Genomic DNA, 15,684 nt, shown 5'->3' with positions numbered 1-15,684 from the left:
AGCTCAGCTTACCATCCGGAATGCGAACAATCAAGCGGGCATTTGAATGAAAATCGATCGGCCGCCTGCGTTCACGGCAAACGAAAGCCTTTGCTCTCGATAAACCCGCGCAGATGCGCCCTTCGCTTCCCTTTGAAAAATTCGGCCATCTCTTCCGTCCAGCTCGTCTCTTTCCGGTTGCTCGTTCGGGCTCGGTAATAAGCTTTCATCGTTTCGTCGTAACGATCCAGCAGCTCCCCGTACTTGTCTTCATCGTAGACGTTTTCATGGAGAATCGCCTCCAAGGGCAGCCGAGGCTTCACTTCGTTCCGGACGGCCGGCACCCCGAGGCAGAGCCCGAACAACGGAAACACCTTGTCGGGCAGCCCCGTCACCCGGCTGATTCCTTCGGGGTCGTTCCGCACGCCCCCGATATAGCAGCCGCCGTACCCGAGCGACTCCGCCGCGGTGATCGCGTTCTGGGCGATCAAGGCCGTATCGACGACCGCCACGACGAAATTTTCCAAGCTGTCGTGGTCCATGGCGATCCCCTGCTTCCCGCAGGCGTGTTCCAACCGTTTCAGATCCCCGCAAAACAAGAGGAAGTCCGAGCAGCCCGCGACGTGCGGATTGCGGGACAGCTCGGCGATTCGCGCCTTCTTCTCCGGATCCGTTACGTGGATGACGGAATAGGCCTGCACGAAATGCGAGCTGGCGGCGCCTTGGCCGGCCCGTACGATCTCCAGCAAGTGCGCGCGCGGAATCGGCTCCGCGGCGTATTTTCGAACCGAAACGTGGCTTTGCATGACGCCGATCGTTTCGGATAAAGCATCCGGTTTGTTCATCTTTGTTCACCTGATCCCTAACGTTGGTGGTTTCCTTGGAAGCATTGTATCATATTGCCAACGAACAACCGCGGGTTTGCGCCATTCATATTCCGTTCATAATGAACCGTTACGCTGTACGAAGATTCCGAATCCGTTGACGGAAACCGAAATAGAGAAAGTGGGGATATCCGATGCCTGCCCGTGATCGCGCATCGGCTGTCCGCCGTCGTGGACGCCGAGCAGCCGGCCCATTCTTAAAGGAGGCGATAAGCCCATGCCGCATATTCTCGTAGTCGATGACGATGACCATATCCGGGAGCTGGTCACCCTGTTCCTGGAGCGCGAAGGCTTCGATGTCAAGCAGGCGGAGAACGGCAAGGCCGCGCTGGCTTCGATGGAGCAGGGTCCCGCCGACCTTGTCGTGCTCGATATCATGATGCCGGCCATGGACGGCTGGGAGCTCTGCGAGCGGCTGCGGGAGCTGTACGACGTCCCCCTGCTCATGCTGACGGCCAAAGGCGAGACGTCGCAGAAGGTCAAAGGCTTCCGCCTGGGCGCGGACGACTATCTCGTCAAGCCGTTCGATCCGGAGGAATTGGCCGCCCGGGTGAAGGCGCTTCTGAAACGCTATAAAATCTCGATCTCCCGCCAAGTCGCCGTGGGAACCATCCAACTGGACCGGGAGGCTTACGCCGTGATCACGCCGGAAGGCCGGATGACGCTGCCGATGAAGGAATTCGAGCTCTTGTTCAAATTGGCGAGTTACCCCGGCATCACGTTCGCGCGCGAGCAGCTGATCGAGCAAATTTGGGGCTATGACTACGAAGGGGACGAGCGGACCGTGGACGTTCACATTAAAAGGCTTCGGGAGCGGTTTCCGGACTGCAAGTTCGGCTTTCGCATCGCGACGGTCCGGGGACTCGGCTACCGGTTGGAGGCAGGCGAATGAAACGACTGGGTCTCCGTTCGATCGGCCGCTGGCGGCAGAGGCATCTTCAGAGGCACGAGGAGCTGCTGGCTTCCCAGGAAGCCTATTTCCTGCGGCGGATCCAGGATCCGAACGGCAAAGTGGAGAAACCGCGGACACCTTGGAGATGGTTTGTCGCGGGGGCGGTTTTCATTCACGTCAGCATGATCGTCGTCTATTTGCTCGCCAATTGGATCATGGCGATCATTTGCCGAACCTGGTTTCCCGACATGGGCTACCCGATCGGCCGGCAAATTCTGACGGCATTCCTGATGGTCAATCTGTTCGGGGGCGTCATGATGCTCATCCGACTCGTTTTCGATCCCGGCAGGCAACAGATCAAAATGTTCATTTCCTGGATTCACGCCATGCGGAGAATTTCCAAAGGAGACTACGACGTCAAGCTGGATGCGGATCCCCGGCGCTTGGGACAGATGGGCGTCTTGGTCAAAAACTTCAATGAAATGGTGAGCAACTTAAGCCAAATGGAGCGGATGCGCCAGGAGTTCATCTCCAACGTCTCGCACGAGTTCCAGTCTCCGCTGACGTCGATCGGCGGGTTTGCACGCGCGTTGCGGAGCGAAGGACTAACGCCGGAAACCCGCCAGCATTATTTGCGGATCATCGAGTTCGAATGCGCCCGGCTGTCCAAGCTCAGCGACAACCTGCTCAAGCTCACTTCGCTGGAGTCCAACCGGCATCCGTTCGAACCCCAGTCCTTTAGGTTGGACCGTCAGATTCGCCGGGTCATTCTCTCTTGCGAGCCCCAGTGGCAAGCCAAGAAGCTGGAGTTCGACGTCGATCTGGCCGAGACGGTCATCGCGGCCGACCCGGATCTGCTGAACCAGGTGTGGACCAACCTGATCCACAACGCCGTGAAGTTTACGCCCGAAGGCGGGACGATCGGCGTCCGGCTGTCGGAATGCGGAGATTTCCTCGAAGCGGAAATCTCCGACACGGGCATCGGGGTTTCGGAGGAAGACCTCCCCCACCTGTTCGAGCGTTTTTTCAAAGCCGACAAAGCCCGCAGCCGATCCGCCGGAGGCAGCGGCTTGGGCTTGTCCATCGTGAAAAAAATCGTGGAAATGCACGGCGGGGAAGTGACCGCGCACAGCCGCCCGGGAGAAGGAATGACGTTCCGGGTCCGGCTGCCCCGCTCCATCCCGGCCGCAGCCGGCGGCTCGGCGCCTTCGGAATCGGGGACGTTGGCCGGAGCGACCGGCGGGTCGCATTTGTAATCCGATCGCGACTATCGAACGGCCCGCCTCGTTTCCTCGACGATCGCCTGAACGCCCTGCTCGATCTGCTCCGGCCGGACGCGGGAAATGCTGATCCGCAGAAACTTCTCCCGTTCCAAGTAACCCGACAAGTAAAACGATTTGCCGGGCATGACGCGCACGTTTCTCGCTTCCAGCCTTTCGGTCAACCGATCCAGATTCACCGTTTGCGGAAGCTTGAACGGCGTGTATACGCCCGAGCAGACGTCCGGGATTTCGATCGGTCCCGCTTCGCCGAAACGCCTCACGGCGTCGCGCAACGCCCGCATGCGGGCCGCGTACTGGCTGACGATTTTGCTTTTGTGCCGCTCGTACATGCCGTTGCGGATGTACACTTCCAGCGCGGCTTGGGACAACAGCGAAGTGTCCGCGTACCGTTTGAAATCCTGAAACGTCTTGAGGAGCCTCTCCGGCAAAACGGCGGCCCCCAGGCGCAAGCCCGGGAAAATGATTTTGGAAAAACTTTTCAAATAAACGACGTGCGACGCGCCGTCCAGCGCATAGATCGGCTCGAAGCCCGGATCGTCTCCCAGGTCGGCCATGTAGTCGTCTTCGACGACGTACACGCCGTATTTGCGGGCCATCCGGGCGATTTCTTTTCTCTCCTTCCCGCTGTAACTCGTCCCCAGCGGATTGTGGCATCTGGACATCGTATAGAAAAACTTGATGCCGCCCGTCTTGAACTTCTCTTCGAGCTCTCCCAAGTCGATCCCCGCCGCCGTTCGGGCGATGCCGATCACCGGCAGGCCTTCCGCCTCCAGAAACCGCAAATAGAAATCGTAACTCGGCTGCTCGACCAAGATCGTCCGGTTTCCGTTCGGAAACGGCATTTTCGCCAAAATTTCCAGCGCCTGCTGAACGCCCGACGTCACCACGATCCGCTCCGCGTTCGCGAAAACCCTGCTGTCCGTCAAATGGGACGCGAGCGTATGGCGCAGCTTTTCCAATCCTTTGGATTCGCCGTACGTGAACAGGTTGTATTTGTAGGTGTCGATCGCCTTGTTCAGGCAATGCTGGAAGTCCAGATAAGGAAACACGTTCAAATCCGGCGAGGCGGGCGAGAAGTCGATGAGGGTGCCGTCGCCACGATCCGGCGGATCGGCGGATTTCGCCACGACGTAGTAGCCGCTTTGCGGGACCGAATAGATCAAGTGGCGTTTCTCGAGCTCCGTGTAAGCCCGGATCACCGTGCTGACGCTGCATCCGTACGATTCGGCCGCGCCGCGTACGGACGGAAGCTTCTGCCCCGAACGGTATTCTCCTTCGTTCATCTTGCGTTCCAGATCCGCGAAAACGGCCTCGTATTTCGTCACCGCGATCCCCCCTTGTTACGTTCATTATATGCCATTCGGCGAACTGTATCGATACAGTTCTGGAAAATCGCGGTTGTTCGGCTTCTCCTCCTGCCTTACGATGCAAACAGAGGATCGGAAGTTCGCGATGCCCGATTCCGAACCGCATGCAAAGGAGAGGATTTCCATACGCGCGAAAGGACTGTCGCTTGCCTATTTCGCCGCGGTGCTGACCCCGACGATCATCGGATTATCGTTTCTGTTCACCAAGCTGGCGCTGGAACGCGCGGACCCGATCGATACGCTGATGTTCCGGTTCGCGATTTCGTTCGCCGCCTTTACGGTTCCGGTGCTGCTGGGCCGGGTTCGGCTGCGATACCGGGGCAAACCGTTGATGAAAATCGTTTTGCTGTCGGCCCTGTATCCGATCGCCTTCTTCACGTTCCAGGCGTTCGGCCTGGAGCACGCTTCCTCGTCCGAGGGGGGCATCATTTTCGCTTTGACCCCGTTCTTGACGATGCTGTTCGCCTCCTGGTTTCTGAAGGAGACGACGACCGGCTGGCAAAAGGCGTCCATCTTGCTCTCGGCTTCCGGCGTGGCCGTCCTGATCCTGATGAAGGGGGACGGCGTCGGCACGGCCGATACGGCGGGCATCGTGCTGCTGCTGCTATCCGTGCTGGCCTCGGCCGGGTACGGCGTATTCGCCCGCTCGCTCAGAAACGTCTACAGTCCGGCGGAGATGAGCTACTGGATGCAAGGCGTCGGGTTTGCCGTATTTCTCGTCATGTCGGTTGCGCAGCACGCGGCAGCAGGCAACGTAGGCCGCATGCTGGCGCCGATGGCCGACGGCGGTTTCATCGCGGCCGTTCTCTACCTGGGCGTCTTGTCCTCGCTGGTCAGTTCGCTGGCGTCGAATTATGCCTATTCCAAACTGGAGGCGTCCAAAACGGGCGTGTTCACCCACTTGTCGATGATCGTCTCGATCGCGGCGGGGGTGACGCTGCTAGGCGAGGAATTCACGGTTGTCCACGTCGTCGGCTCCGCGCTGATTTTGGCGGGCGTGATCGGCACGAATCTGCTGGGGCGCAAGAGGGCGACTCGGCGAACCCGGCGTCCCACGGTCCATTCGATTTCATGAAAAGGAGAAGATTCCCCATGACTTTACTCGCCAAACCCGATGTTTTCGCCATGTTCAAAACCCGGCATTCCGTCCGGCATTTTGATCCGGGTTATCGACTGGAGAGGCAAGAGATCTCGAACCTGTTGGAAATGGCCAATACCGCGCCGTCGGCCTGGAATATCCAACCCTGGAAATTCCTTGCGTTCTCCGACCCGTCCGCCCAAGCCAAGCTGCTGCCGATCGCGGACGGCCAGCGCCAGGTCGTCGAAGCTTCCGCCGTGGTCGCGGTCCTGGGGGATCTGCGGGCGGACCGGGATGCCGAGGCGGTGCTGGGAGATGCCGTGCGCGCGGGTCTGATGCCGGAAGAACTGAAGGAAAGCTGGGTCAAGGATGTCGAATCCGCATACGCGAGTTACCCTGAGCTTTCGCGCGATCAAGCGTTCCGCGGCGCTTCGATGGCCGCCATGCAGCTGATGCTCGCGGCGAAGGCGGCGGGCTTGGATTCGTGCCCGCTCGGCGGATTCGACGCCGCCGGGTTGTCCGAAACGTTCCGAATCCCCAGCCGCTACGTGCCGGTCCTGCTCGTGGCCATCGGCAAGGCGGCCGCACCGGCCCGCCCCTCCTACCGCCGTCCGGTCGAACAAACGGTGGTTTGGAACGGATTTTGAGGTTGCGCTCATCTTCAGATGGAAGACAAACGCCCTCGTTTCCGATGAAACGAAGGCGTTTGTGCCATCTATGATTAACCTTCCGAGTACCATTTCAATACTCGCAAAGCGCGCAGCGTGTTCCATCGGCTCGGGCGGCCCTCTCCCTCGTCCACTTCGGCCGCCATCGTGCCTGGATGCCGATACTCCAGCAGCCACCTGCCGTCTTCGCCCCTCTTCGACTCTACCAGCCCGATCGCTTCGGCCGCGCGCTCGTCCGGCTTGGCGCCGGCTCTGCGGAGGTACTCCAATCCCCGCAGCACGTCGTAATGCCACCAAGTCGGAAAAGAGAAGCGCGTCCAGTCGGCTCCGCCTTTGCGATCCCGCTCGATCGCCTCGCCTGTCGACCGCCGCCGGAAAAGCCTGCGCTCGAGGAGGTACTCCTGCCCGCGAAGGCGGGCTTCCGTCACCTCGGCGCTGCCCCCGCCGGCCAGTTCGTATTCGAGCAGGGCTTCCAGCACGCAGATCGTGGTGTTGAACGACGACGCAGTCGAGCCGTTCCCGGCCTCGCAGTTCCAGCCGCCGTCGGGCAGCTGCTCGCCCAGCAAACGGCCGATGATCCGTCGGACGTCCTGCCCGAAGTAAGCGCCGCTCGCCGCCGCCTGTCCGTTGATGCAAGGCTCGACCTCGCCCGCGAAGAAAGGATTTCCCGTCCATTCCTCTCCCCGCCACGCGCCGTCCAAGTCCCACCCCCGCCACGTCACCCGGTCGCGGACCAAGCCTACCGCTCGGCGTGCCTCGGCGCACGCGGGATCAAGTCCCAGTTCCCGCAGCAGCGTCAGGACGTGCATCGTGGAGTCCCACCCGCGGTTCCACGCCGCGCCGCCCCACGTGCCGTCAGGCCTCTGCAGGGCGAGCAACCGGGCGCCGAAGCCTTCGGCGGCCACCCTCGCCCGTTCGGCCGCCGTCTTCTCCGCAGGCGCGCCGATCAGGTCCTGCATGACTTGCCAACGGATTGAAGGATCGGAGTCCAGCAACCACTCGATAACCGAACGATTAGCCGCCATTTCGCGCCTCCCGCATGGGAATGTCGTACAGCCTCGAAACCAGTATACCATGCGTTCAAAACGGACCGTTAAACGAAACAAACCGCCGGAGATCGTAACGTCCCCGCCGGTTCGTAGCATCCTCTTATAACCAAGGTCCTTCAGCGCTCGCCTGCCGTCCGGCCGCCGGCATGCCCTGACGGCGCCAATCGTTTGATGATCAGCCGGATGAGCGGAGTCACCGCGAAATAAATGAACCAAATGCGGAACAGCTGGTAACAGCTGACGATCGCGAGATCGCCGTGAACCTCCTTCGCCATGATCCCCATCTGATCCATGCCGCCCGGCGCCAGGCTCAGGAACGACGTCGCCGCGGAGATCGGGTGCAGCTCCGTCAGGAGTACGCTGAAGCCCAGCGAGCCCGCGATCAGCGCGAGCCCGCTCAGGATGGCGAGTCCGATCGTGCGGACTTTGTGCTCCAGGTTCTCCGGATGGAGCAATAAGCCGACATAGCCGCCGATGAGCAGCTGCGCGGCATTCAGCAGCGGCGTCGGCAGCGCCGGACCGTACGCGCCGGACAGGTGGAGCACGGCGGTTACGATCATCGGGCCGAGCAGGAACGCGGTCGGAAACCGGATTTTCTGCGCCAGGAACGCCGCGGCCACGCAGACGGCGGCGAACGGCAGGATATTCGGGAACAAGCCGCCCCAATCCGCCCCCGCGCTCCCGGCCGCCGCTGCGGCATCCGCCGAATGCGTACCCCCGAACAGCGGGCTGAAGATCAACAGCGGCACGCAGAAAATGATCATCATCAGCCGAGATACCTGCATGAACGTCACGATCGTCAGGTCGACCCCTTGGGCTTCTTCGGCCAAAATGAGCATTTGCGACAACCCGCCGGGCACGCTGCCGAGCAGGACGGTCGGCAGCGGGTCGCCGGTGATTTTCGCGACCGTGAAGGCGATCAGGGCGCTGAACACCATCAGCAGCACCGTCATCAGCACCATCGTGGGCAACTGCCTGCCCATATCGGCAAGCGCCTCCGTCGTGAGCGACAGGCCGAACGAGTAGCCGATGATGATCATGGCGGTATTGCGCAGCGAGCCGGGCCACTTCAGCTGGAACCCCTTGATCAGGCGGGCGCCGAGAAACACCGCGGTCATCGGCCCGAGCAGCCAAGGCAGCGGAATATGGATGACCGTGAACAGCCCGCCCCCCGCCAGCGCCAGAACGAGCGCGAGAGCGACGCGGATCACGATCGGTCAGCCAGCTTGGCGATGCGTTCGTTGACGTCGCCTTCGACGAGTCCGCCATGGTAGCAGACGACCCGTGCGACGTCGAAATTTTTGTATTTCTTCAAAGATTCCATGGCTTGTTCCATGTTCGGGGTGACCCGGGCATTCGGCCCGTTCAATTCGCCTTCCGCGGCGACCATGGCGTCTCCCGCGATCAGCGTCCGGGTCGGCTGATGATACAGGCTGACATGGCCGGGCGTATGTCCCGGCGTATGGATGACGGTCAAACCCCCGCCGATCGGCAGCGTCTCGCCGTCCGCGTATGTCCGGTCCACGTTCGGACGCGTCGGATGCAGGAACGTCCGCTCGAACAACCCGAAGTCGGATGGAGACATCTGCTGCCGAAGCTGTTCGACCCGCTCCGGCGTGATTTTCACGAATGGCTGCTTGCCGTCGATCGCCGGCGCGTCGTCCGGATGGGCATAGACGACCGGAGCCTCACGCTCCTCCGCCAGAATGCCCGGCAATCCGCCGATATGGTCGATGTCCTGGTGCGTCAGCAAGACGTTCCGCAGCGGCAAATCCCCGACTCCGGCTTGCTTCGCCAGTTCACGCAGCGCCGGTACCGAGAACGGCATCCCCGTGTCGACCAACGTCCACGAATCCCGGTCGAACAGGATCACCGGGTGGATCGTCATCGGCCCCAAATTCAGCTCCAACATTTCTACGCCTTCCGCGATTCGCATGGTATCGCCCTCTCTCTGCATCGATTTGCCGTCCATGGAGAAGCCCGGCAGCTTCCCCTCGCTTGAAGATCGAACCAACGAATCTATTGTAAACCTTTCGTTTCCTCATTTAAACTTCAGTCGTGCCGTCGTGCGGTCTGTCTGCTTTTCAACTCCGCCGCGAGCTCTGCCAGCTTTCGGTTCTCCAAATAACCCTCCATCTGCCGTTCGGCTTCCGACACGACTTGCTGGATCAGGCACTCGCTGCCGTGTTCGAAGCTGCACTCGAACATCGAGGCGTTCCCTTCGATCGCTTGGATCACGTCCAGGAAAGAAATTTCGTCCCGGCCGCGCTTGAGCCGGTACCCGCCGTTCGCGCCGGGCATGGACCGGATCAAGCCGGCCTTGACCAGCTTGGCCAGCAATTTCGAGAGATACGTCGGGGACACGCGCAGCTTCTCGGCCAACGATTGAACGCTCGTCGGTCTGTCCGATTCTTCGGAAACCAGAAGCAGCATCGCGTGAAGCGCGTAATCCGTCGCCTGCGAATATTTCATGATGATCCTCCGTTCCTCGGCTTATAAGTCGGGGAAGTCTTCGTCGGTCAAATCCGCGTTCACCATCATCGCGGCTTTGCTTCCGGAGGCGGCGGCATAAATCAGTTGAGACGGTCCCACGTAAGCCGCGTCTCCCGCCGCGAACAGCCCCGGGACGCCGGTTTTCCCCATGGCGTCGGTTCGGATCGCCCCCAGGTCCGTCGTCTCGCACCCTAACTGCTCGGCAAAGGACGACGCCTTCGGAATCCATTTCGGGGTGACGAATCCCCCGGTCCGTTCGATGCGGGATCCGTCCGCGAACCGCACCTGCTCCAGCTTGCCGCTCTGGCCGTACAATTCGGTAACCGGAGTCTCGATCACCCGGATGCCCCGCGACGCAAGCTTCCCGATCCGTTCCTCCGTAAGCGGGCGGCGGCCGTTCGTGCATATGATTAAATCTCGGCTCCAGTTATACAGGATTTTGGCCATATGGGCGGCCCGTTCGTCCTCCGACAGCAGAACGAGCGGTTGATCCCGCAATTCCCAGCCGTCGCAATACGGGCAATTGAACAGACTCCGGCCGTAGAAATCGCGCAGCCCCGGGATTTCGGGAAACTCTTCCTTCAGTCCGGCAGCCAGAATCGTTTTGCGGGCTTGAATCGTCTCTCCGCCCGCCGACCGGATTTCGAACCCTTCTTCCGTTCGGCGGATATCGGTTGCCGTTTCTTCCTTGAATCGGACCGAGGGATAACGCTGGATTTCGTCCAGCGCGATCCGCCTGAACTCCCCCGGTTCGATTCCGTCCCGGGTGATAAATCCGTGTGAGGCATGCGTCACTTTGTTCCGGGCTTGCCGGTCGTCGAACAGGACAACCGTCCTTCTTGCCCGACCGAGCACTAACGCGGCATTGAGGCCGGCCGGTCCGCCTCCGATAATCGCGCAATCGTACATGTGGGGCACCTGCTTTCTCATTTTGATTGTGGACTTTGTGGGTCTATAATATCTCTTATGAGCAATTGCGTCAAGGTCGGGTTCGGCAGCCCCACTCTACGAACTTGTTCTGGTAAAATATTTCAAACTTTTTTATGATAAATAGAAACTCCCGCAGTCGATTTCGTCGCGCATTGTTCGTTGTCTATACGGAAGCCAAATTTCTCGGATGGGAAGGAGTTTTTGACATGAGATTCATGTTGCTCGTTCATGCCACGAACGAAACGGAGGCCGGCGAGAAGCCGAGCCAGGAGCTTGCCGACGCGATGATGAAGTACAACGAGGAATTGGCGAAAGCCGGCGCGCTGGTGGCGGCGGAGGGCCTCTACCCTAGTTCCGCGGCGGTGCGGATCTCGTATTCCGCTGCGGGAGGCAAGCCCAAAATCATGGATGGGCCCTTCACGGAGGCCAAAGAATTGATCGCGGGATTCACGATCATCGAAGTCAGCTCGAAAGAAGAAGCGATCGAGTGGGCAAGGCGCATGCCGAATCCGTACCCGTCCGGCGAAGGCTCGATCGAACTCAGGCAAATTTTCGAGGCGCCGGAGATTAACGAAAATGCGGATTGGCTGGCGAAAGAAATCGAATTGCGGGAGCACGTGACAAGGAAGAAGCGCCCGTGACGGATTCCCGGATTCAGCGGACGATCGATGCGGTGTGGAGAATGGAATCGGCCAAAATCATCGCCAGCCTGACGCGGATGGTGCGAGACGTCGGACTGGCCGAAGATTTGGCGCAGGAAGCGCTGATCGCGGCGCTCGAGCGTTGGCCCGTCTCGGGCGTGCCGGACAATCCGGGCGCCTGGCTGATGACCGCCGCCAAAAACCGGGCGCTGGACTTGTTCCGCCGAAACAAGCTGCGGGACCGCAAATACGAAGAGATCGGCCGCGATTTGAACACCCGGCAGGAAGAGGATTGGGACGCGGCGCTGGACGACAATATCGGGGACGATCTGCTGCGCTTGATTTTCACGACCTGCCACCCCGTCTTGTCGACCGAAGCGCGGGTCGCGCTCACCCTGCGGCTGCTCGGCGGGCTCACGACCGACGAAATCGCCAGCGCTTACCTCGTCCCCGAACCCACCGTCGCCCAGCGGATCGTGCGGGCCAAACGGACGCTCGCGGCGGCGCGCGTGCCCTTCGAGCTGCCGCCGAAGGACGAGCTTGCGGCCCGGCTGTCCTCGGTGCTCGAAGTGATTTACCTCATGTTCAACGAGGGGTACTCCGCGACGTCCGGCGGCAATTGGATCCGGCCGATGCTGTGCGAGGAAGCGCTGCGCCTCGGACGGATCCTGGCGAGAATCGCTCCCGCGGAGCCGGAAGTCCATGGGCTCGTGGCGCTGATGGAAATCCAGGCCTCGCGGTTCAAAGCTCGGGTCGGCGCAACCGGAGAGCCGATCCTCCTGATGGATCAGAACCGGGTGCTCTGGGACCAGCTGCACATCCGCCGCGGCTTGGCCGCGCTGGAGCAAGCGGAGCGGATCGGCAGACCGTTCGGCCCGTATGCGCTCCAAGCGGCCATCGCCGCTTGCCACGCCAGGGCCCGCCAAGCGTCCGAGACGGATTGGACGAGAATCGCGGCATTGTATGACGCGCTGGCGCAGGTCGCGCCGTCGCCCGTCGTGGAGTTGAACCGCGCGGTGGCGCTGTCGATGGCGTTCGGCCCGGCGGTCGGCCTCGAGATCGTCGACGGACTGACGGAGGAGCCGTCGATGAAGAATTATCACCTGCTGCCCAGCGTGCGCGGCGACTTCCTGATGAAATTGGGCCGTAAGGACGAAGCATGCGCGGAATTCAAACGGGCGGCCTCGATGACGCGCAATTCGCGCGAGCAGGAACTGCTTCTGAAACGGGCCGCGGAATGCGCCGAGAGTTAGCCGGAAGAACCGAGACTGTTAACCCGATCCAGGCCCCGCAGGGGCCTTTTTTTGTTCCATTGCGCTTACAGCCCGCGTACCCCTCCATTCGTTCGCTTCTGAGGGGAGTTTTTTCTTTTCGGTTGTCGATTTCCCGTCTATCCGTTCGTTGTCTAAGTAGAGGCGACTCTGAAACAACGATTCCGGCAAGGAAGGAGGGAAAACGCGATGAGATTCATGCTGTTGGTCAAAGCCCGGCAAGCGGCCGGCGAAACCGCCAAGCCGCCGAACCCGGATTGGCTCGAAACGATGCGGAGCTACAACGACCGCTTGGAACAAGCGGGGGTGCTGCTCGCGTCCGGCCATCTGCATCCCGCTTCGAGCGGAATCCGCATCGGATGCGGCGCATACGGAGATTCGACGGACATAGAGGAAGGCTTGCGCGGCAAAGCCGGGGCCGACGTGGCCAGCTTCGCGCTGGTGGACGTCCGGTCCAAGGAAGAGGCGATCGAGTGGGCCGTCCGATTGCCGGACGTCGGTCGGATCGGGGTCGGCGAGATCGAGCTGCGGCGGGTCAAAGAAATGCCCGATATTTTTTGAAAAACTTTTTCGCGGATGTGTCGATTCGTTCTTTGTCCGTTCGTCGCTTTAATAGAAACCAAAAAACAAACCCATGGAAAGGATGTTGAACATGCAAGCACAACTGAACGCTTACATTCAATCGGAGGACGCCAAAGCGCAAGCCGGCTTCTATGCGCAAGCGCTGAGCGGGGAAATCGTATCGGTCATGACTTTAGGCCAGATGCCGGGAACGCCGGAAGAGCAAAAAGACAAAGTGATGCACATGGTGCTGACCGTAGCCGGAGGAAACGTGCTGTTCCTGGCCGACACCTTCGGACCGGCCGGCGGAGGACGGACGGTTTCGCTCTCCTTGAACTTCGGCGACCTGGATCAGGCCCGTCAGGCTTTCGCGAATCTCTCCGAAGGCGGCACGGTGAAATTTCCGTTCGAACAGCAGCCGTGGGGCGCTCATTACGGCGAAATCGAAGACAAATTCGGCATCAGTTGGATGATCGTCAAGCAGTAAGGGAAAGCGCCGCGCCCGGCTGAAAAGCAGCAAAAAAAACGAGATTCCCGCAGCGGCGGGAGTCTCGTTTTTTTTACGGGGATAGAGCCCGGCACGTCCTCGTTCATTCGGTTTCCACGGAGACGCGGTGCCCGATGGGACGGAGATGCCGAAGCCGCGCGGAAACCAGGACCGCGACGAGAAGCATGATGGCGCCGCAGATGACGGCCACCGCGTGCATCGAGCTCGCGAAGGCTTCTTTGGCCCCGTCCATAAGCGCCGAACGCAGGGAGTCCGGAAGCCCTTCCGCCGCGGCGGCCGCCCCGATCAAGCTGTCGCGGGAAGCCTGCGACGCCGCCTCCGGGACCGCGGCGGGAATCATAGGCGCGACCTGTCCGCGGTATACGAACGTCGCCAAGCTGCCGAGCGACGCGATCCCGAGCGCATAGGCAAACTCGCTGCCGGTCTGCAGCAACGATGCCGCCGATCCCGCCTGATCGGGCGGCGCGGATCCGACGACCAGATCGCTGGACAAGCCGGGCAGCGGAGAAGCCCCCAGGCTGAAAAGCACATACCCCGCGACGATCGCCGGAATCCCGGACTCCGGGCCCGCTTGGGTGAAGAGCAGACAGCCTGCGCAAGCCGCCGCGAGACCTCCGGCGATGAGGCGGGCCGGGCGGATCCGGCGCGCCAGCAGCGGCGAAATCAGCATCCCGGCCATGGAAGCCGCGATCCCGGGCAGCATGTACAACCCCGCGTGCAGCGGACTTAATCCCTGAACGAATTGAAGGTATTGCGCGAGGAACAGCATGATCGCGCCGGTCAGCGTGACGCCGAACATACCGCCTAATGCCGCGCGAAAACCGGGGCTGCCGAACAAGCGCAAGTCGATCAGAGGGTCCGCCAGCTTCCGCTGCCTGGACCAGAACAACCAACCGATCGCGAGACCCGCCGCGATGGCGAGCACAGGCGCGGCCTGTACCCCGCCTTTGGCGATTTCTTTGAGCCCGAGGATCACCGGCAAAATCGCGCCAAGCGATAAACCGACGCTGGGCAGGTCGATCCGGGCCGCATCCGGTCGGCGGTATTCGGGAAGCAGGAACGGCGCGGTCGCCAGGAGCAAGATCATGACGGGCAAGCCGAGCAAGAAGACGGACCCCCACCAAAACCGCTCCAGCATCGCTCCGCCGACAACCGGGCCCAGAGCCATTCCCCCCATGGAACACGCGAACCAAATCCCGATGGCCAGCGACCGCTGCTTGGGATCGCGGAACATATTGCCGATTAAGGCCAGCGTCGAAGGAGACACGGTCGCTCCGGCGATTCCGAGCAGCGCGCGGGCCGCGATCAGCATCCCGGCGTTTGGCGAGAACGCCGCGAGCAGGGAAGCCAGGCTAAAGGCCGCTCCGCCGATCATCAGCAATTTCCGCCGACCGATGCGATCCCCGAGCGATCCCATGGTGACCAAGCAACCGGACAGCATGAATCCGTAAATGTCCATGATCCACAACTGCTGGACGCTGTCGGCGCCGAGTCCGGTGCCGATGTGCGGCAGCGCCAGGATCATGACCGACACGTCGATCGACACGAGCAATGCCGGAAGGGCCAGGACGGCCAGTCCGATCCACTCGCGCAGGCCGGCCTGATCCGCGGAACCGCGAGCGGCTCCCACTACCCCTCTCCCAACGCTTGGCTCAGCCTGTCCAACAGGACATTCGTTCCGTGCTGCCGTTGTTCGGGCGTATCATGGCCGTCAAGATATACCCCTTGTTCCGTGTATACGAGCCGCGTGCCTTCGCCCGCCGGCCGGAATTCCACGGTCGTCACCGATACGGAGATGCGCGTATCCCCCATGTCCATGACGTAAGAGTACACGATTCGCCGATCCGGCACGATTTCCTGATATCGGGCATCGTAAGTATAAACGGGACCGTCGGTCGGCCCCCCGCGGTTGAACTCCTGTCCGCCGACGCGGAATTCGAACTTCTCCGCTCTCGGGAACCATTGGGCTTTGGACTCCGGGTCCGACCAAGCGGCGAACACTCGGTCGGGAGCAGCTTTATACGTTTTTTCGATTACGAAAGTATCATGATTGGCGGAACGTTCCTTTTCCATGGTCCGT

At 61.1% G+C, this 15,684-nt stretch carries 17 protein-coding genes; 8 read left to right on the top strand and 9 right to left on the bottom strand.

Annotated elements, in window-relative coordinates:
• Window positions 1-71: 71 nt before the first annotated feature.
• On the bottom strand, window positions 72-824 hold the full coding sequence (gene nfsA, locus PTZ19_RS19490; protein ID WP_276356853.1) for an oxygen-insensitive NADPH nitroreductase: 753 nt from the start codon (window positions 822-824) through the stop codon (window positions 72-74).
• Between the two features lie 256 nt (window positions 825-1,080).
• Here nfsA and PTZ19_RS19485 point away from each other — a divergent pair, with 256 nt between their 5' ends.
• Window positions 1,081-1,755, top strand: coding sequence for a response regulator transcription factor (locus PTZ19_RS19485; protein WP_276356852.1), 675 nt, complete (start codon window positions 1,081-1,083; stop codon window positions 1,753-1,755).
• Window positions 1,752-3,011: a HAMP domain-containing sensor histidine kinase gene (locus PTZ19_RS19480; RefSeq protein ID WP_276356850.1), complete on the top strand. Its 1,260-nt coding sequence runs from the start codon at window positions 1,752-1,754 to the stop codon at window positions 3,009-3,011. Before PTZ19_RS19485 ends, PTZ19_RS19480 begins: the two co-directional genes overlap by 4 nt.
• A gap of 11 nt (window positions 3,012-3,022) precedes the next feature.
• Here the strand turns inward: PTZ19_RS19480 and PTZ19_RS19475 are convergent, their stop codons facing one another.
• On the bottom strand, window positions 3,023-4,363 hold the full coding sequence (locus tag PTZ19_RS19475) for an aminotransferase-like domain-containing protein (protein ID WP_276356848.1): 1,341 nt from the start codon (window positions 4,361-4,363) through the stop codon (window positions 3,023-3,025).
• A 127-nt stretch (window positions 4,364-4,490) separates the two neighbouring features.
• Here PTZ19_RS19475 and PTZ19_RS19470 point away from each other — a divergent pair, with 127 nt between their 5' ends.
• Both PTZ19_RS19470 and PTZ19_RS19465 read left to right on the top strand, forming a co-directional pair.
• Complete coding sequence (locus PTZ19_RS19470) at window positions 4,491-5,480, top strand: DMT family transporter (protein ID WP_276356847.1); 990 nt, start codon at window positions 4,491-4,493, stop codon at window positions 5,478-5,480.
• 17 nt (window positions 5,481-5,497) lie between these two features.
• Window positions 5,498-6,130 carry a nitroreductase family protein gene (locus PTZ19_RS19465; RefSeq protein ID WP_276356846.1) on the top strand — a complete coding sequence of 211 codons (633 nt, stop codon included), beginning with the start codon at window positions 5,498-5,500 and terminating at the stop codon, window positions 6,128-6,130.
• 74 nt (window positions 6,131-6,204) lie between these two features.
• On the opposite strand, the gene PTZ19_RS19460 is transcribed toward PTZ19_RS19465, so the two are convergent.
• From PTZ19_RS19460 to PTZ19_RS19440, 5 genes are all read right to left on the bottom strand, one after another.
• Window positions 6,205-7,176 carry a hypothetical protein gene (locus tag PTZ19_RS19460; RefSeq protein WP_276356844.1) on the bottom strand — a complete coding sequence of 324 codons (972 nt, stop codon included), beginning with the start codon at window positions 7,174-7,176 and terminating at the stop codon, window positions 6,205-6,207.
• Window positions 7,177-7,316: 140 nt separating this feature from the next.
• Window positions 7,317-8,411 (bottom strand): AbrB family transcriptional regulator, encoded by a 1,095-nt coding sequence (locus tag PTZ19_RS19455; RefSeq protein ID WP_276356843.1) that lies wholly within the window; start codon window positions 8,409-8,411, stop codon window positions 7,317-7,319.
• Entirely contained in the window at window positions 8,408-9,214 is an 807-nt protein-coding gene (locus tag PTZ19_RS19450; protein WP_276356842.1) for an MBL fold metallo-hydrolase, read from the bottom strand. The genes PTZ19_RS19455 and PTZ19_RS19450 overlap by 4 nt, the downstream gene beginning before the upstream one ends.
• 38 nt (window positions 9,215-9,252) lie before the next feature.
• Window positions 9,253-9,672 carry an RrF2 family transcriptional regulator gene (locus tag PTZ19_RS19445; RefSeq protein ID WP_276356841.1) on the bottom strand — a complete coding sequence of 140 codons (420 nt, stop codon included), beginning with the start codon at window positions 9,670-9,672 and terminating at the stop codon, window positions 9,253-9,255.
• A gap of 21 nt (window positions 9,673-9,693) precedes the next feature.
• Complete coding sequence (locus PTZ19_RS19440; protein WP_276356839.1) at window positions 9,694-10,602, bottom strand: NAD(P)/FAD-dependent oxidoreductase; 909 nt, start codon at window positions 10,600-10,602, stop codon at window positions 9,694-9,696.
• Between the two features lie 227 nt (window positions 10,603-10,829).
• Between PTZ19_RS19440 and PTZ19_RS19435 the strand changes: the two genes are divergently transcribed.
• The 4 genes from PTZ19_RS19435 (at window position 10,830) to PTZ19_RS19420 (ending at window position 13,583) form a co-directional block, all read left to right on the top strand.
• A complete protein-coding gene (locus PTZ19_RS19435; RefSeq protein ID WP_276356838.1) occupies window positions 10,830-11,264 on the top strand; it encodes a YciI family protein in 435 nt (144 codons plus the stop codon).
• A 41-nt stretch (window positions 11,265-11,305) separates the two neighbouring features.
• Window positions 11,306-12,517 carry an RNA polymerase sigma factor gene (locus PTZ19_RS19430; RefSeq protein ID WP_276356869.1) on the top strand — a complete coding sequence of 404 codons (1,212 nt, stop codon included), beginning with the start codon at window positions 11,306-11,308 and terminating at the stop codon, window positions 12,515-12,517.
• A gap of 207 nt (window positions 12,518-12,724) precedes the next feature.
• Window positions 12,725-13,096, top strand: a complete 372-nt coding sequence (locus PTZ19_RS19425; RefSeq protein WP_276356837.1) for a YciI family protein — start codon at window positions 12,725-12,727, stop codon at window positions 13,094-13,096.
• 91 nt (window positions 13,097-13,187) lie between these two features.
• A complete protein-coding gene (locus PTZ19_RS19420) occupies window positions 13,188-13,583 on the top strand; it encodes a VOC family protein (protein ID WP_276356835.1) in 396 nt (131 codons plus the stop codon).
• Window positions 13,584-13,686: 103 nt separating this feature from the next.
• Here the strand turns inward: PTZ19_RS19420 and PTZ19_RS19415 are convergent, their stop codons facing one another.
• A complete protein-coding gene (locus PTZ19_RS19415) occupies window positions 13,687-15,234 on the bottom strand; it encodes an MFS transporter (RefSeq protein WP_276356834.1) in 1,548 nt (515 codons plus the stop codon).
• A complete protein-coding gene (locus PTZ19_RS19410) occupies window positions 15,234-15,677 on the bottom strand; it encodes an SRPBCC family protein (RefSeq protein WP_276356833.1) in 444 nt (147 codons plus the stop codon). The genes PTZ19_RS19415 and PTZ19_RS19410 overlap by 1 nt, the downstream gene beginning before the upstream one ends.
• Window positions 15,678-15,684: the final 7 nt, after the last annotated feature.

The organism is Cohnella caldifontis, assembly GCF_029360585.1.
Lineage (GTDB): Bacteria > Bacillota > Bacilli > Paenibacillales > Paenibacillaceae > Cohnella > Cohnella caldifontis.
This window is presented reverse-complemented; position numbering and strand designations above follow the sequence as displayed.